Source organism: Streptomyces sp. NPDC028331 (assembly GCF_055565775.1).
Map to the genome: position 1 here is coordinate 251627 of NZ_JBVHTR010000003.1, position 17289 is coordinate 268915.

At 72.3% G+C, this 17289-nt stretch carries 14 protein-coding genes; 10 read left to right on the forward strand and 4 right to left on the reverse strand.

Annotated features, from left to right (window positions below; translation table 11 throughout):
• The first annotated feature begins 71 nt into the window (after positions 1–71).
• From ACZ4SW_RS05230 to holA, 5 genes are all read left to right on the forward strand, one after another.
• Complete coding sequence (locus ACZ4SW_RS05230; RefSeq protein ID WP_468238141.1) at positions 72–1142, forward strand: ComEA family DNA-binding protein; 1071 nt, start codon at positions 72–74, stop codon at positions 1140–1142.
• Entirely contained in the window at positions 1139–3703 is a 2565-nt protein-coding gene (locus ACZ4SW_RS05235; RefSeq protein ID WP_468238143.1) for a ComEC/Rec2 family competence protein, read from the forward strand. The genes ACZ4SW_RS05230 and ACZ4SW_RS05235 overlap by 4 nt, the downstream gene beginning before the upstream one ends.
• A 3-nt stretch (positions 3704–3706) precedes the next feature.
• Positions 3707–4546 carry an arylamine N-acetyltransferase family protein gene (locus ACZ4SW_RS05240; protein ID WP_468238146.1) on the forward strand — a complete coding sequence of 280 codons (840 nt, stop codon included), beginning with the start codon at positions 3707–3709 and terminating at the stop codon, positions 4544–4546.
• A gap of 226 nt (positions 4547–4772) precedes the next feature.
• Positions 4773–5018, forward strand: coding sequence for a hypothetical protein (locus ACZ4SW_RS05245; protein ID WP_468238149.1), 246 nt, complete (start codon positions 4773–4775; stop codon positions 5016–5018).
• Between the two features lie 61 nt (positions 5019–5079).
• Positions 5080–6069 carry a DNA polymerase III subunit delta gene (gene holA / locus ACZ4SW_RS05250; protein ID WP_468238152.1) on the forward strand — a complete coding sequence of 330 codons (990 nt, stop codon included), beginning with the start codon at positions 5080–5082 and terminating at the stop codon, positions 6067–6069.
• 394 nt (positions 6070–6463) lie between these two features.
• Here holA and rpsT read toward each other — a convergent pair whose 3' ends face one another.
• Entirely contained in the window at positions 6464–6730 is a 267-nt protein-coding gene (gene rpsT, locus ACZ4SW_RS05255) for a 30S ribosomal protein S20 (RefSeq protein WP_362192739.1), read from the reverse strand.
• Between the two features lie 287 nt (positions 6731–7017).
• Between rpsT and lepA the strand changes: the two genes are divergently transcribed.
• Entirely contained in the window at positions 7018–8886 is a 1869-nt protein-coding gene (lepA, locus tag ACZ4SW_RS05260; protein ID WP_468238156.1) for a translation elongation factor 4, read from the forward strand.
• Between the two features lie 264 nt (positions 8887–9150).
• Positions 9151–11025, forward strand: a complete 1875-nt coding sequence (locus ACZ4SW_RS05265) for an AMP-dependent synthetase/ligase (RefSeq protein WP_468238159.1) — start codon at positions 9151–9153, stop codon at positions 11023–11025.
• Positions 11026–11031: 6 nt separating this feature from the next.
• Here ACZ4SW_RS05265 and ACZ4SW_RS05270 read toward each other — a convergent pair whose 3' ends face one another.
• Positions 11032–11574, reverse strand: coding sequence for a response regulator (locus ACZ4SW_RS05270; protein WP_468238163.1), 543 nt, complete (start codon positions 11572–11574; stop codon positions 11032–11034).
• Between the two features lie 157 nt (positions 11575–11731).
• Between ACZ4SW_RS05270 and ACZ4SW_RS05275 the strand changes: the two genes are divergently transcribed.
• From ACZ4SW_RS05275 to ACZ4SW_RS05285, 3 genes are all read left to right on the forward strand, one after another.
• Positions 11732–13663 (forward strand): SpoIIE family protein phosphatase, encoded by a 1932-nt coding sequence (locus ACZ4SW_RS05275; protein ID WP_468238166.1) that lies wholly within the window; start codon positions 11732–11734, stop codon positions 13661–13663.
• Positions 13664–13694: 31 nt separating this feature from the next.
• Positions 13695–14927, forward strand: coding sequence for a radical SAM family heme chaperone HemW (hemW, locus tag ACZ4SW_RS05280; RefSeq protein ID WP_468238169.1), 1233 nt, complete (start codon positions 13695–13697; stop codon positions 14925–14927).
• Positions 14928–15027: 100 nt separating this feature from the next.
• Positions 15028–15606 carry a Uma2 family endonuclease gene (locus tag ACZ4SW_RS05285; RefSeq protein WP_468238172.1) on the forward strand — a complete coding sequence of 193 codons (579 nt, stop codon included), beginning with the start codon at positions 15028–15030 and terminating at the stop codon, positions 15604–15606.
• Here the strand turns inward: ACZ4SW_RS05285 and ACZ4SW_RS05290 are convergent.
• Both ACZ4SW_RS05290 and ACZ4SW_RS05295 read right to left on the reverse strand, forming a co-directional pair.
• Entirely contained in the window at positions 15584–16396 is an 813-nt protein-coding gene (locus ACZ4SW_RS05290) for a DUF3097 domain-containing protein (RefSeq protein ID WP_468238175.1), read from the reverse strand. The two genes, ACZ4SW_RS05285 and ACZ4SW_RS05290, sit on opposite strands and share 23 nt — an antisense overlap.
• A gap of 54 nt (positions 16397–16450) precedes the next feature.
• Positions 16451–17194, reverse strand: a complete 744-nt coding sequence (locus tag ACZ4SW_RS05295) for an MBL fold metallo-hydrolase (RefSeq protein ID WP_468238178.1) — start codon at positions 17192–17194, stop codon at positions 16451–16453.
• Positions 17195–17289 lie beyond the last annotated feature (95 nt).

Below are 17289 nucleotides of genomic sequence, written 5' to 3' on the forward strand. Positions count from 1 at the left end.
CAACCGGACAGTAATCCCCGGGAATTGAGCAAGATCATCGTGAGGGCGGCGAGGTGCCCGATCCTCGGCGCATGGCACTTCGATCACGTTCAAGCACCACCGCTCCCACAAGCGGCCCCGGCCGCGGCCCCGGCTCCGACGGCCGCACCCACCACCGCCCGCGGCACCACCCGCGGGCGCACGCCCGACGGCACCAGCCCTCGGCCGCCGACGCACTGCGCCTGCGCGCGGAGGCACTCTTCGCCGAAGAGGCGACGGAACGACAGATGTGGGGCAACGGACCGCCCAGGGCGGACCGGGACGTCGGCGAGCCACGGGCGGGCGCGTCGGCGGGGAGCGAGATCACCCGTCCGAGTGGACCGGCCGCCGTCGGCGACCGGGACGTGCCCGAGCCCGCCGCGACGGGCGGCGCCTGGCGGGAGCGGGCCGGCCCGGCACTGCGCGAGCGGATGCCGTTGTGGCTGCAGACCAGGTGCGGGCTGGAGCGCAGGAGTGTGGCCGCGCTCGGTGTGCTCCTGCTGGTGGCCGTCGTCTTCGCCGTCGGGCACTTCTGGACGGGGCGGACCGAGCCGGTGCGGGCGCCCGAGGTGGTGCGGGCCACGGCGCCCTACGGGATGGCGGGAGCCAGACGGCCGACGGAGCCGGGCGCCTCGGCGGGACCGCAACCGACAGAGCAGCCCACAGGCGGCACCGGAGTGGGGACGGGCGCCGCCGTGGTGGTGGACGTCAGCGGCAAGGTGCGCAATCCCGGGCTGCAGAGGCTGCCGGCCGGGTCGCGGGTGGCGGACGCGCTGCAAGCGGCGGGCGGGGTACGCCCGGGCACCGACACCGACGGGCTCAACCGCGCCCGCCTCCTGGTGGACGGCGAGCAGATCGTGGTGGGAGGCCCCGCCCCGGCACCGGGCACCGGCCCGGCGGCCCCGGCGCCCGGCGCAGCGGCCACCCCCGGCGCCCCGGTCTCCCTCAGCACCGCGACCGCGGACCAGCTCGACGCGCTGCCCGGGGTGGGGCCCGTGCTGGCCCAGCACATCGTCGACTACCGGTCCCAGCACGGCGGCTTCCGCTCGGTCGATGAACTCCGGCAGGTCAACGGCATCGGCGAACGCCGTTTCGCCGACCTACGGAAGCTCGTACGGCCGTGAGGCCGCCGAAGCAGCCCGGCGCGGACCGGCCGACGGCGCCACCGGGAGACGTCCGCAGCGCCCTGGGCGATCCGCACCCCCGGCAGGAGGGGCCGGCGGACCTGCGGCTGGTGGGGCCCGCGCTGGGGGCCTGGGGCGCGGCTGCGTGGGCTGTGGACGCGTCGGCCGCGTGGGTCGTCGGTGTGGCCGTCGGCTCTCTTGCGGCGGCCGGTGGACTGCTGGTGCTGCGGAGGGGAGGCGTCGGGGGCGGACTGCGGGCCGGGGGCCCGCGGTCGGCGGTGTCGGTCGCCGCCGTGCTGCTCTGTGTCGCCGCTGCCGCCGTGTCCGCCGGGCTTCACGGCGCGGATCTGCGGCGGGGGCCGGTCCCCGCGCTCGCGCGTCAGTACGCCCGGGTGACCGCGGAGGTCGAGGTCACCTCCGATCCACGGCTCACCCGGCCCCGGGTCAAGGGCGACCACATCACGGCGACCGCCGTGCTGTTCGACGGCGAGGTGCGGCGCCTGACGAAGGCGGACGGGACCGTGGTGGTGACGCGGACACCCGTGCTGGTGGTCGTCGACCCGCACGCCCGGGGCGCGGGGCCCGGGCGGTCGCCGTGGCTCGCGCTGCTGCCCTCGACGCGGGTGCGGGTGGAGGGCGGGCTGGTACCGCCGCTGACCGGAGGTGACCGAGCCGCCGCCGTGGTGCGCGTCCGGGGCGGGAGGCCACCCGACGTGGTGGGCGAGCCGTCCACGGCGCAGCGCTGGGCGGGGCGGTTGCGCACCGGACTGCGGGAGGCGACCGACGGGCTCGGCCCGGACGCGCGGGCGCTGCTGCCGGGGCTGGTCGTGGGCGACACCTCGCGGGTCACGCCCGAGCTGGACGACGCCTTCAAGGAGACGGATCTCGCGCATCTGCTGGCCGTCAGCGGAGGCAACTTCACGCTCCTGCTGGCCCTGTTCATCGGCCCGGCCGGACTGGCGCAGCGGGTGGAGCGCCGAGGCCTCGCACCACTGCTCGGCATCCCGCTGCGGGGCACCGCGCTGCTGGGCGGTGTGCTCACGCTCGGCTTCGTGGTCGTGTGCCGGCCGGATCCGAGCGTGCTGCGGGCCGCGGCCTGCGGGACGATCGCGCTCCTGGCGCTCGCCACCGGGCGCCGCAGATCGCTGCTTCCCGCGCTGGCCGCGGCGGTTCTGCTGCTGGTGCTGTACGACCCCTGGCTCGCCCGGGGCTACGGCTTCCTGCTCTCCGTGCTGGCCACCGGGGCGCTGCTGACGGTCGCCCCGCGCTGGAGCACGGCGCTGCAGCACCGCCGGGTGCCGCCCCGGCTCGCCGAGGCGCTGGCCGCCGCGGCCGCCGCCCAGGCGCTGTGCGCACCGGTCGTCGCGGTGCTGTCGGCACGGGTGAGCCTGGTCGCGGTGCCCTGCAACCTGCTCGCGGAGTTCGCGGTGGCGCCGGCCACCGTGCTGGGGTTCGCCGCGCTGGCGGTCGCTCCGGTGGCCCTGCCGGCCGCCAAGGCGCTGGCGTGGTGCGCGGGTTGGCCGGCCGCGTGGATCGCCGGCATCGCGCGCACCGGGGCGTCGCTTCCGGGCGGCGGAGTGGACTGGCCCGGTAGCTGGGCGGGGGCGCTGCTGCTGGCGGCCGTGACGGCGGTGGTCGTGCTCGTCGGCCGGCGGCTGCTCAGGCACCCCTGGCTGACCTGCGCCTGTGCCGTGGTGCTGCTGCTCGTGGTGGTGCAGCCGCCCCCTCTGACCCGGCTGATCACCGGATGGCCGCCGCCGGGCTGGCGGTTCGCGATGTGCGATGTGGGGCAGGGGGACGCGACCGTCCTGGCGGCGGGCGACGGCACGGCCGTGGTCGTGGACGCGGGCCCCGATCCGGCGCTGGTCGACCGGTGCCTGACCGTGCTCGGCGTCAGCCGGGTCCCGCTGCTGGTGCTGACCCACTTCCACGCGGACCATGTGGCGGGGCTCCCGGGAGTGCTGCGCGGGCGGGCGGTGGGGGCGATCGAGACGACCGGGTTGGAGGAGCCACCGGACCAGGCCGCGTTCGTGCGCGCTCAGGCGGCCGCCCGGCACATTCCGGTGACGAGCGCCGTCGCCGGGGAGCGTCGCCGCACCGGGGAGCTCGACTGGCAGGTGCTGTGGCCTCCCCCGAGCTCTCGGCCTCGCTCGAGCGGGGAGGTACCCCCATCGGATCCTGCCGCGTTCCCCGGCGGACCGAACGACGCGAGCGTCGCGCTGTTGGTGCGGTCGGCGGGGCTGACCCTGCTGTTGCTCGGTGATCTCGAACCACCGGCCCAGCAGGAACTGCTGAGATCGCCGGCCGGGTCGGAGCTGGGACCCGTGGACGTCCTCAAGGTCGCCCATCACGGGTCGGCCTACCAGGATCCGGAGTTCCTGCGCAGGGTGGCACCACGGCTCGCGCTGATCTCGTGCGGCAGGGGCAATCCCTACGGCCATCCCGCACCGAGCACGGTAGCGGCGCTGCGGGACGAGGGAGCGCTGGTGCTGCGTACGGACCAGGACGGGGCGATCGCCGTCGCAGGGGCGGGCGGGGGGTTGAGCGTGGCGAGAGACTAGGGCATGGATTCCGCACAGGTTGACGCCTACCTCGCGAGGATCGGGGCGCAGCGCCCCGCCCGGCCCACCGCCGATGTTCTGCGCGAGCTGCATCTGCGCCATCTGATGACCGTGCCGTTCGAGAACCTGTCGATCCACCTCGGCGAGGAGATCGTGCTGGAGGAGGAGCGGCTGCTGGACAAGATCCTGGGGGCGCGCAGGGGCGGCTTCTGCTACGAACTGAACGGAGCGTTCGGGGCGTTGCTGGCGGCGCTCGGCTTCGATGTCACGCTGCTCGCCGCGCGGGTCCACGACGGCGAAGCACGGCTCGGGATCCCGTACGACCATCTCGCGCTGCGGGTGCGGACGGTGGACGGCGGCGACTGGCTGGCGGACGTCGGGTTCGGTGCGCACAGCCACTGTCCGCTGGCGTTCCGGGAGCGGGGCGAGCAGGCGGACCCGGCCGGAGTGTTCCGGGTGGCCGAGGCAGGGGCGGACACGGCGGGGGCGCGGGGAGGCGGCGATGCCGCGGACTTCGGGGATCTGGAGGTGATACGGGAGGGCAGGCCGCAGTACCGGCTGGAGGTGCGGCCGCGGGTGCTCGACGACTTCAGGGCCGGTGCCTGGTGGCACAGCACGTCGCCCGAGTCGCACTTCGTGCGATCGCTGGTGTGTTCGCGGGTCACGGAGGACGGAGGGCGGATCACCCTCAGCGGCAGCCGGTTGACGGCGACGGCCCCGGACGGTCACAAGGAGACGGCGGAACTCGCGAGCGAGAAGGAGGTGCTGGAGGTCTATCGGGAGCGGTTCGGGATCGAGCTGGACGGGGTGCCGACGGTACGGAAGACGGGCCACAGCGACTGATCCGCGTAGCTCGGGCGTAGTTCCGGCACGTGTGCTGCTGCAGAGCGCGCGCAAGGGATGGGAAGGGATGGCAAGGGCCGAGAAGGGATGAGAGAAGGGATGTGAAGGGATGCAAGGGCTGGAGAGGGGCTGGGGCGGCTTGGACGGGCTGGGTCGTGGCCTGTGAAGGGCTGGACGGGCTGAGAGCCTTGGCGCCGGGAGCTTCCCCGTGCCGGAGAATGGCGTCGTGAGCGATGTGAGACACGTGCTGGTGCTGCCGGACCGCAATGCGGCGGAGGAGGCGGCCGAGGCGCTCGGGGAGCGGTTCGGGCTGGACGAGGAACCGCGGATCGTCCGGGACGCACTGGCCGGTGAGGACGACGCCGAGGACGCGCAGTGGCTGGTGGTGCTGCGGGACGAACGGCGGCTGCTCGACCCGGAGCGGCTGGACGCGTTCGCGGGCGAGTGGGACGGCTGGCGGGAGGAGCCGTGAGCCTCCGGGCGGCGACGGCCGCGGGCGCCCGTTGTCAGTGGCGCGTGCGATGCTGTCCGTGATGGCCAAGAAGACCGCGAACGACGACCCCCTCGCCCCCGTCACCCTTGCCGTGGGCCAGGAGGACCTCCTGCTCGACCGTGCCGTGCGGGAGGTGGTGGCCGCAGCCCGGGCCGCCGACGCCGACACGGACGTACGGGACCTGACCCCGGACCAGTTGCAGCCGGGCACGCTGGCGGAGCTGACGAGTCCGTCGCTGTTCGCCGAGCGCAAGGTCGTGGTCGTGCGCAACGCGCAGGATCTCGCAGCCGACACGATCAAGGAACTCAAGGGGTACTTCGCCTCGCCCGCCGAGGAGATCACCCTGGTACTGCTGCACGCGGGCGGTGCCAAGGGCAAGGGACTGCTCGACGCCGCGCGCAAGGTGGGCGCGCGGGAGGTGGCGTGCCCGAAGATGACGAAGCCGGCGGACCGGCTGGCGTTCGTGCGCGGGGAGTTCAGGACACTGGGGCGTTCGGCGACGCCCGAGGCGTGCCAGGCGCTGGTCGACGCGATCGGCAGCGACCTGCGGGAGCTGGCGTCCGCGGTGGCGCAGCTCACCGCGGACGTCGAGGGCACGATCGACGAAGCCGTGGTCGGGCGGTATTACACCGGGCGGGCCGAGGCCTCCAGCTTCACGGTCGCCGACCGGGCGGTGGAGGGGCGGGCGGCGGAGGCCCTGGAGGCACTCCGGTGGTCACTGGCGACCGGCGTGGCGCCAGTGATGATCACGAGCGCGCTGGCGCAGGGCGTGCGGGCGATCGGAAAGCTCTCCTCGGCCCGAGGCGGCCGCCCCGCGGACCTCGCCCGGGAGCTGGGGATGCCGCCGTGGAAGATCGACCGGGTCCGGCAGCAGATGCGGGGGTGGACGCCGGAGGGGGTCGCGGTCGCGCTGCGCGCGGTGGCCGAGGCGGACGCGGGAGTGAAGGGCGGCGGGGACGACCCGGAGTACGCCCTGGAGAAGGCCGTCGTGACGATCGCCCGGGCGGCGCGGTCCCGGGGACGCGGATAGCGAAGTCACACGCAGCGAGGGTCATGACACGCAGCGGGAATCCTGCACAGCGAGGGTCACGACACGCAGCGGGAATCCTGCACAGCGAGGGTCACGACACGCAGCGGGGATCCTGCACAGCGAGGGTCATGGACAGGGAGCGGTGCGGCCCCCGGCCTCGTGGCCGCCCGTGCCGCTGTGGATGCCATGCCGATGTGGCCGCCCATACCGAAGGCCCCGCCCTCCGTCCTGGGGAAGGACGGGTGGCGGGGCCTTCGGTTCAAGCTGGCGAGCCCGTACCCGCGTGGCGAACGCAGGCCGCGTACGGACTCGGGGTGCCGGTCGGGAGCGGATGAGAGAGGGCCCGCTCTGGGTCCTTCCGGCGGTTGGACCAGTTCAGATCAAAAGGAAGCGGTCAGCCCTTGAGGGACGCGACCTTGGAAGCCAGCGCCGACTTCTTGTTGGCGGCCTGGTTCTTGTGGATGACGCCCTTGGAGACGGCCTTGTCGAGCGCACGCGCGGCGGCGCGCTGGAGCTCGGTGGCCTTCTCGGTGTCGCCCGCGGCAGCGGCCTCGCGAGCCTTGCGGATCGCGGTCTTGAGCGAGGACTTGACGGCCTTGTTGCGCAGGCGCGCCTTCTCGTTCGTCTTGTTCCGCTTGATCTGGGACTTGATGTTCGCCACGAATGAGCCTTTACGGGTTCAGGCACGCGAGGCTGGCCGCCTCACGCGCCGGTGATTTCCTGAAGACGTGTCTCGCGCTGAGAGGGCAGGAGACACAGCCACTCAGGCTACCAGCCGCGCTCTGGCCCGCCCAAACCGGCCGCGAGGCCCCTCCCCGCAGCCCGTTCGACCGCATCGGGCACGGCCCAAACCGGTCGTAGCCCCGTGCGCGTGGGACCATGGAGGCTACGTATCGATCCGACCCGAGACCGCAGACACTGCGGACGCCTCAAGAATCAGGACCCTGCGTGCCCGCGATCCCTAGCCATGTGCCCGAGCCGAGCCGTACCGACCCGGCTCTGATCCGCAATTTCTGCATCATCGCGCACATCGACCACGGCAAGTCCACGCTCGCCGACCGGATGCTCCAGCTGACCGGCGTCGTCGAGCAGCGGCAGATGCGTGCTCAGTACCTCGACCGCATGGACATCGAGCGCGAGCGCGGCATCACGATCAAGTCCCAGGCCGTGCGGCTGCCCTGGGCCCCCACCCACGATCCGGGCAACACGCACATCCTGAACATGATCGACACCCCGGGGCACGTCGACTTCACCTACGAGGTCTCGCGCTCCCTCGCCGCCTGCGAGGGCACCATCCTCCTCGTCGACGCCGCCCAGGGCATCGAGGCGCAGACCCTCGCCAACCTCTACCTGGCGATGGAGAACGACCTCACGATCATCCCCGTCCTCAACAAGATCGACCTGCCGGCCGCGCAGCCGGAGAAGTTCGCCGAGGAACTCGCCAACCTCATCGGCTGCGACCCCGGCGACGTGCTGAAGGTCTCCGCCAAGACCGGCCTCGGCGTCGAGGCGCTGCTGGACAAGGTCGTCGAGCAGATCCCGGCCCCGGTCGGCGTCGCCGACGCGCCCGCCCGCGCGATGATCTTCGACTCCGTCTACGACTCCTACCGCGGCGTCGTCACCTATGTGCGTGTCGTGGACGGCCAGCTCAACAAGCGTGAGCGGATCCGGATGATGTCCACCGGCGCCACGCACGAGCTGCTGGAGATCGGCGTCAACTCGCCCGAGATGCTCGGCGCCGACGGCCTCGGCGTCGGTGAGGTGGGTTACCTCATCACCGGGGTGAAGGACGTCCGCCAGTCCAAGGTCGGTGACACCATCACCAGCCAGGCCAAGGGCGCCGAGGAGCCGCTGGGCGGCTACAAGGACCCGAAGCCCATGGTCTTCTCGGGCCTGTACCCGCTGGACGGTTCCGACTATCCCGACCTGCGCGAGGCCCTCGACAAGCTCCAGCTCAACGACGCCGCGCTCGTCTACGAGCCGGAGACCTCCGCCGCCCTCGGCTTCGGCTTCCGCGTCGGCTTCCTCGGCCTGCTGCACCTCGACGTGATCCGCGAGCGGCTCGAGCGCGAGTTCGGGCTCGACCTGATCGCGACCGCGCCGAACGTGGTCTACCGCGTGATCATGGAGGACGGCACCGAGCACACGGTCACCAACCCGAGCGAGTTCCCCGAGGGCAAGCTCGCCGAGGTGTACGAGCCGGTCGTGCGGGCCACGATCCTCGCGCCCACCGAGTTCATCGGCGCGATCATGGAGCTGTGCCAGACCCGCCGCGGCACGCTGCTCGGCATGGACTACCTGTCCGAGGACCGGGTCGAGATCCGCTACACCCTCCCGCTCGCCGAGATCGTCTTCGACTTCTTCGACCAGCTCAAGTCCAAGACGCGCGGGTACGCCTCGCTGGACTACGAGCCCACCGGAGAGCAGTCCTCCAGCCTCGTCAAGGTGGACATCCTGCTGCACGGCGACAAGGTCGACGCCTTCTCGGCGATCACCCACAAGGACCAGGCGTACGCGTACGGCGTGCGACTCGTCGCCAAGCTCAAGGAACTCATCCCGCGGCAGAACTTCGAGGTGCCGGTGCAGGCCGCCATCGGCTCCCGTGTGATCGCCCGCGAGACCATCCGCGCCATCCGCAAGGACGTCCTCGCCAAGTGCTACGGCGGTGACATCTCCCGTAAGCGGAAGCTGCTGGAGAAGCAGAAGGAGGGCAAGAAGCGGATGAAGATGGTGGGTTCCGTGGAGGTTCCGCAGGAGGCCTTCATCGCGGTGCTCTCCAGCGATGACAGCGCGGGGTCGGTCAAGGGCAAGAAGTAACCGGGTCCGCCGCGGGGACCCCGGCAAACCGGGCGGTACGGGGCCCGTCGTGCACGAGCGCGGCGGGCCCCGGCGCATGCGCCCGGTGGCTCTGTGTACGAAACGACAGGCCACCGCCCCTTACGCACCGGCCGGTCGGGCTCTACTCTGATGCCTGCTCGAGGGTTACTCGTGAGTTAAACAAACGTCGCCAGTGACCGCAGCCGCAACGATCCAGCAGCAATGAGCCAGCCAGCCGCACCGCCGCGGGCCCCGGAGGATGTCGTGAGCGACACACAGACCTTGATCGAGAACCGTCCGCCCTCCGTGGCGGCGCTCTTCCTGGAGCGCGTGGCGGCCACGCCGGACGCCGAGGCCTACCGCTACCCCGTACCCCCGGCCTCCGGTGAAGGCCCCGACGACTGGAAGTCGCTGAGCTGGGCCGAGGCCGCCGAGCGGGTCCACGCGATCGCGGCCGGGCTGATCGAACTGGGGGTCCGGCCCGAGCAGCGCGTCGCCCTCGCCTCCTCGACCCGGGTGGAGTGGATCCTCGCCGACCTGGGCATCCTGTGCGCCGGTGCGGCCACGACCACCATCTATCCGCAGACCAACGCCGACGAGGCGGCCTTCATCCTCTCCGACTCCGAGAGCCGGGTTCTCGTCGCGGAGAACGCCGAGCAGCTCGCCAAGGCGCGGGACAAGCGGGGGGAGCTGCCCGCCCTGACCCACGTCGTGGTGATCGACCCGGCGGGCGTCGAGACCGGCGACGGGGTGCTCACCCTGGCCGACCTGGAGCAGCGCGGCGCCGCCTACCTGGAGATGCACCCGGAGCTGATCAAGGAACGGGTCGGGGCGATCACCAAGGACCAGCTCGCCACCCTCATCTACACCTCCGGCACCACCGGCCGCCCCAAGGGCGTGCGCCTGCCGCACGACAACTGGTCGTACATGGCCAAGGCGATCGCCGCGACCGGGCTGCTCGGCCCCGAGGACGTGCAGTACCTGTGGCTGCCGCTCGCCCATGTCTTCGGCAAGGTGCTGACCTCCGGCCAGATCGAGGTCGGGCACGTCACCGCCGTCGACGGCCGGGTCGACAAGATCATCGAGAATCTGCCGGTGGTGCAGCCGACGTACATGGCGGCCGTGCCGCGCATCTTCGAGAAGGTCTACAACGGGGTGGCCGCCAAGGCCCGCGCGGGCGGTCCGGCCAAGTACAAGATCTTCCTGTGGGCGGCCGAGGTCGCCCGCGAGTACGCCAAGGTCTCGCAGGACAACTTCCGCCGCACCGGCACGCACGCCGTGCCGTTCGGTCTCGCCGCCAAGCACAAGGTCGCGGACGCCCTCGTCTACGCCAAGATCCGCGAGGCGTTCGGCGGCCGGCTGCGGGCCTGCGTCTCCGGTTCGGCCGCCCTGGCCCCCGAGATCGGGTACTTCTTCGCCGGCGCCGGCATCCACATCCTGGAGGGCTACGGCCTCACCGAGTCCTCCGCCGCCTCCTTCGTCAACCCGGGCGAGGCCTACCGCACGGGCACGGTCGGCAAGCCGCTGCCCGGCACCGAGGTGCGCATCGCGGACGACGGCGAGATCCTGCTGCGCGGGCCCGGCATCATGGAGGGCTACCACGGGCTGCCGGAGAAGACCGCCGAGGTGCTGGAGGCGGACGGCTGGTTCCACACCGGTGACATCGGCGAGCTGTCGCCCGACGGGTATCTGCGCATCACCGACCGCAAGAAGGACCTCATCAAGACCTCCGGCGGCAAGTACATCGCGCCCGCCGAGGTCGAGGGGCAGTTCAAGGCGGTGTGCCCGTACGTCTCCAACATCCTGGTGCACGGCGCCGACCGGAACTTCTGCACCGCCCTCATCGCGCTCGACGAGGTCGCGATCCTGGAGTGGGCGAAGGAGAACGGCCTGGAGGGCAAGCCGTACGCCGAGGTCGTCGCCGCTCCCGCGACGGTCGAGATGGTCGACGGCTACGTCAAGCAGCTCAACGAGGGCCTCCAGCGCTGGCAGACCATCAAGAAGTTCCGGCTGCTGCCGCGGGACCTCGACGTGGAGCACGGGGAGATCACGCCCAGCCTCAAGCTCAAGCGGCCGGTCGTGGAACGGGAGTACAAGCACCTGATCGACGAGATGTACGCGGGGACGCGCGAGGCGTAGGAGATGTCAGGGCGCCCGCACCCCGGCTGCCCATCGCTGTAACTCCCGGACCCGGCGGCGTAGTTCCGCCGGGTCCGGGAGGTCGTCCCCGGACAGGCGTTCCTCCAGGCCGGCCAGGCCCTCCCGCAGCCGCTCCAGCCGCCTGCTCTTGCGGTGCAGATCGAGGAACACCGTCACCTTCGCCCGCAGCACCCATGGGTCGAACGGCTTCGTGAGATAGTCCGCGGCCCCCGTCGCGTACCCCCGGAAGGCGTAGCCCGCCTCCGCGTCCGAGCCGGTCAGGAAGACGATCGGGACGTCCTTGGTCCGGTCGAGCCGTTTGATGTGCGCGGCGGTCTCGAAACCGTCCATGCCCGGCATCCGGATGTCCAGCAGGACGACCGCGAACCGGCGCTCGAGCAGCGCCTTCATCGCCTCCTCGCCCGAACGCGCGCGCACCAGCGGCTCGTTGAGCGAGCCCAGCACGGCCTCCAGCGCGGTCAGGTTCTCCTCCATGTCGTCGACGAGGAGGATGCCGGCGCTGTCCTCGGACGTCTCCTCAGTGGGCATTTCCTGCTCGAATCTGTCCGCCTTCGATCACCTGGGGAGCCCTGCACTCACTCATGGCGGCCCACTTCGGTAACTCGGCGCTTATGGGCGGGGCCAGTCTGTCACCCTGTCCGCATCGTCAGAGGCGTATTCGTCCGAACTGCCCGGGGAGCTGTCCATGGGGCCCATTCCCACCCAACGGGAGACCGCCTCCCGTGCCCCCGACGTGCTCGAGTCCGCGGGCCTGCGCACGGTGGTGCGGGCGACGCTGCCCGGCAGCCCGCTCGCGGCCGGGAACGCCCGCCGGCTCGTGCGCGGCGCCCTCACCGAGTGGGACCGCACCGCCGAGCCCGAGGCCGTCACCGAGCGCCTGGCCGACGACGCCCTGCTCGTCGTCAGCGAGCTCGTCACCAACGCCGTCGTGCACGCCGGCACCGACGTCGAGCTGGTCTGCCGCCTCATGGACGCGCAGGGCGAGTCCGCCGGGCTGCTCGTCGAGGTCTCCGACCACCACCCCTCGCGCGCGGTACGGGACGACGGCGGCGAGCGCCCCTACGGCATACCCGAGTACGGGCGCGGCCTGCGCCTCGTCTCCTCGCTCTCCACCGCCTGGGGGATCACCTACCGCACCGGCGCCAAGACCGTCTGGGCGCTGCTTCCGCTGCACGGCGCCCTGGACACCGAGGACGGGATCGAGCCGTACGCCGGCGACAGCGCCCTGGGACGCGGGCTGAGCCCGGCCGAGATACTCGGGCCCGAACTCTCCGCCTTCGCCGAGCCCGGGCGCGGCCTGCACGACCCGGAGTGGCGGGGCCGCGGCGCGCTGTCCTTCCTGGCCGAGGCGTCCGACCTGCTCGCCGGGCAGCTCGACGAGGACCTGGTCGCGGCGCTCACCGGACAGTTGATCGTGCCCCGGCTCGCCGACTGGTGCGCGGTGTGGCTGGAGGACGAGACCACCGGCTGGCACGGACCGTCGGCGTCGGCCGCCGCCGGGCCGCGGCTCGCCCGTGTCTGGCACGTCAGCGAGAACCGCATCGAGGAGCTGCGCCGGGCCCTGGAGAAGGACCCGCCCCGGCTGCCCGAGTCGGTGCGTTCCCGGGCGGTGCCCGTGCCCTGGCCCGGTGAGGCGCTGGGCCCGCGGGGCGCGACCGGGGCGGCGCTCGCCTACCGGCTGATCGCCGGCGGGCGGCCGCTCGGCACGCTCGTCATCGGGCGGGCCGGGCTGCTGCGCTTCCCCGACGAGGTAACCGGACTCGTCGAGGACCTCAGCCGCCGGGTGGCGCTGGCCATCGGGGCGGCCCGGCAGTACGCGCGCCAGGCCACCATCAGCCGGGTGCTCCAGCGCGGGCTGCTGCCGGGCGCGGTCGCCGAGATCCCCGGGGTGAGCAGCGCACTCGTGTACGAGCCGCGCGACCAGGGCGGACCGAGCGGTGACTTCTACGACATCTTCCCTGCCGGCCACGGCCGGTGGTGCTTCGCGCTCGGCGACGTCCAGGGCAAGGGCCCCGAGGCCGCGGTCGTGATCGGCCTCGCCCGGCCCTGGCTGCGGCTGCTGGCCCGCGAGGGCTACGACGTCCCCGACGTCCTGGACCGCCTCAACCAGCTCCTGCTCGACGACGCCACGGAGGCCTCCGACGCGGCGGCGCGGGCACTGGTCGCGGCGGGCACGCCGGTGCCGGTCGCCGACGACGGCCCCCACGCCCGCTTCCTCTCCCTCCTCTACGGCGAACTCGTCCCCCACGACGGCGGGGTGCGCTGCACGCTCGCCTCGGCCGGGCACCCGCTGCCGCTGCTGCTCGGCCCGGACGGCGACGTGCGGGCCGTGGCCCAGCCGCAGACGCTGCTCGGAGTCGTCGAGGACGAGACGTACACGTGCGAGACCTTCGACCTGTGCTCCGGCGACACCCTGCTGTGCGTCACCGACGGAGTGACCGAGCGGCGCAGCGGGTCACGCCAGTTCGACGACGGCGACGGGCTCGCGGCGGCCCTGGCGGGCTGCGCCGGGATGAACGCGGAGCTGGTCGCCGAGCGGATCAGGACGCTGGTGCACGAGTTCGGCGGGAAGCCGCCGGAGGACGATCTGGCGCTGCTGGTGCTGCAGGCGGAATGAGGACTTCTGGCAGTACGGGACAATGGGGGACATGCCTTCCGCACTCCCCGACGGAGAACCGGTCCCCGACGACGGCGCACTGCCCGCGCACGCGCTCGCCGGGGCCGCCGGGCGACCCCTCGGGTTCTACCTCCATGTGCCGTACTGCGCGACGCGCTGCGGCTACTGCGACTTCAACACGTACACGGCGACGGAGCTGCGGGGCACCGGAGGCGTCCTCGCCTCCCGGGACAACTACGCGTCGACCCTGATCGACGAGGTCCGCCTGGCCCGCAAGGTGCTGGGCGACGACCCGCGCGAGGTGCGCACGGTGTTCGTCGGGGGCGGCACGCCGACGCTGCTGGCCGCGGAGGACCTCGTACGGATGCTGGGGGCGATCCGCGACGAGTTCGGGCTGGCGGCCGACGCCGAGGTGACGACGGAGGCGAACCCGGAATCCGTCGATCCGGCGTATCTGGCCACCCTCCGGGAGGGCGGCTTCACCCGGATCTCCTTCGGCATGCAGAGCGCGCGCCCGCACGTCCTGAAGATCCTGGACCGCACACACACCCCGGGCCGCCCCGAGCGGTGCGTGGCCGAGGCCCGGGCGGCGGGCTTCGAACACGTGAACCTGGACCTGATCTACGGCACACCGGGGGAGTCGGACGACGACTGGCGGGCCTCCCTGGACGCGGCGCTGGGCGCGGCCCCGGACCACGTCTCGGCGTACGCGCTGATCGTGGAGGAGGGCACGCAGCTCGCCCGGCGCATCCGCCGGGGCGAGATCCCGATGACGGACGACGACGTGCACGCGGACCGCTATCTGATCGCCGACGAGGTGCTGGGGTCGGCGGGCTACGACTGGTACGAGGTCTCGAACTGGGCCACGTCGGCCGCCGGCCGCTGTCTGCACAACGAGCTGTACTGGCGGGGCGCGGACTGGTGGGGCGCGGGCCCGGGGGCGCACAGCCACGTGGGGGGCGTGCGCTGGTGGAACGTGAAGCACCCGGGGGCGTACGCGGCGGCGCTGGCGGCCGGGCGGTCGCCGGGCGCCGGGCGGGAGCTCCTGTCGGAGGAGGACCGCCGGGTGGAGCGCATCCTGCTGGAGCTGCGGCTCCGGGAAGGGGTGCCGTTGGCCCTGCTGCGGCAGGAGGGGCTCGCGGCTTCGCGCCGGGCGCTGGGGGAGGGGCTGCTGGAGGCCGGTCCCTACGAGGAGGGACGGGCCGTTCTCACGCTGCGGGGACGGCTGCTGGCGGACGCGGTGGTGCGGGACCTGGTGGACTGATCACTCCGGCGGGTGAATCCCGGCGGAACGGGGGTTCGGTCCCTAACCTGGTTCGTAGGCTGCCGCCAAAAGGACGCGGCGGATGTGGAGGGCCACGGAGATGACCGCTGTGGACGAGCGTGGGATGACCAAGTACTTCGAGGAGCTCGAGCCTCCCGAGGGAGTCAAGGTCGAGCTTCTCCGGGGGGAAATCGTGATGATGGCCAGCCCCGATCTTGTGCACAACATGATCGTGGAAGACGTGCTGGACCAGATCCCACGTAAGCGGTGGTCCCGCCTGCAGACCCAGGATGTCGACATCCTTGACGAGGCCAGTGAGCCAGTACCGGACCTGGTGGTTGTCGAGCGCGAAGTCAGGCCCGACTCGGGGCGCCTGATCCCGTCCCGGCTGATCACGATGGTTGTGGAGGTCGTCTCCAAGACCAGCGTCCAGCGGGACTACGAAATCAAGCGGTCGATCTACGCCGCCGGAAAGGTGCCTGTCTACCTCATCGTAGATCCGATCATGGCGCAGTGTGTCCTGCTGACGAGGCCTGTCGGGAAGGGAGAGGACGCCGACTACCAGCGCCAGCAGATCACCAAGTTTGGGGCGCCGCTGCCAGTAGAGGATTTGGGACTCGAACTGGACACCACCGAGTTCGGAACGTTCCCCAACGTCAGGCCCCACCGCTACCCGTGACGAAGTCGATCAACTCCTCCACCCGGCCCAGCAACTCCGGCTCCAGGTCCTTGTAAGACCCCACCCGCTTCAGGATCGCCTGCCACACCGCGCCGGTGTTGTCCGTCGGCCAGCCCAACGCCCGGCACACCCCCGTCTTCCAGTCCTGGCCGTGCGGAACCCGCGGCCATGCCTCGATCCCCAGGGACGACGGCTTCACCGCCTCCCAGATGTCGATGTACGGGTGACCCACCACCAGCGCGTGCTCGCTCGTCACCGACTTCGCGATGCGCCACTCCTTCGTGCCGGGGACCAGGTGGTCCACCAGGACGCCGAGGCGGGCGTCCGGGCCCGGGGCGAAGGACTCGACGATCGACGGGAGGTCGTCGACGCCCTCCAGGTACTCCACCACCACGCCCTCGATGCGCAGGTCGTCGCCCCACACCTTCTCGACCAGCTCGGCGTCGTGGCGGCCCTCCACATAGATACGGCCGGCGCGGGCCACCCTCGCGCGCGCCCCGGGGACAGCCACTGAGCCCGAGGCCGTACGGGTCGGGCGCTGCACGGCGGCCTTGGGACGCACCAGGGTCACCGTCCGGCCCTCCAGCAGGAAGCCCCCCGGTTCCAGCGGGAACACCCGGTGCTTCCCGAAGCGGTCCTCCAGCGTCACCGTGCCCGCCTCGCAGCGGATCACCGCACCGCAGAAGCCCGTACGCGGCTCCTCCACCACCAGACCGGGGTCCGCCGGGACCTCCGGGACGGGCTTCGGCTTCTTCCACGGCGGGGTCAGGTCCGGAGAGTACTGGCGCATTCGGATGACGATAGGAGAAGGCGACCGCGAGGTCCCACGACACGCCGGGATTCGCTACGACACGCCGAAACGCGCCGCCAGCTCGTCCCGCTGCGCCCGTACGAACCCCGCGTCCACCACCGCCCCGTGCCCCGGCACGTACACCGCGTTCTCCCCGCCCAGCTCCAGCAGCCGGTCCAGAGCCGCAGGCCAGTGCGAGGGGATCGCGTCCGGGCCCGCCTGCGGCTCGCCGGACTCCTCCACCAGGTCCCCGCAGAACACCACTTCCGGCTCCCCGGGGTCCCCGGGCACGAACACCACAAGATCGTGGGCCGTGTGGCCCGGCCCCACGTTCGCCAGCAGCACCTGCACCCCTCCCAGGTCCAGCGTCCACTCGCCCGAGACCAGGTGGCGCGTGCGGACCAGCGCGTCCGCCGCCTCGGTGGCCCGAGCCGGATCCAGACCGTTGCGCACCGCGTCCGCGACCAGTTCCCCCCGCCCGTAGGCCAGCACCCCGTCGATGCCCACCGCCCCGAACACCTCCGCGCCCGCGAACGCCGCCGCCCCGAAGACATGGTCGAAATGGGGATGGGTCAGCGCGAGATGCGTCACACGCCGTTCCCCGCCGAGCGGCTCGAGCAGCCGCTCCGCCGCGCCGCGCAACCGCACACCCTCGGCCAGGCTCGACCCGGCGTCGACCAGCAGCGCCGCGTCGTCGCCCACGACCAGCCCGGCCGTGCAGTCCCAGACCGGCAGCCTGGTCCGCCCCGCACGCGCCCCGAGCGCCTCCCACCCCGACCCTTCCCACAACACCGTCATACGGCGACGCTATCCGCAGGCGCCCGATGCGGCAGGACAGGCCGGTACAGGTCGGTACACCCCGGTACGGCACCGCGCCCCGCCCTTGCCGGGTG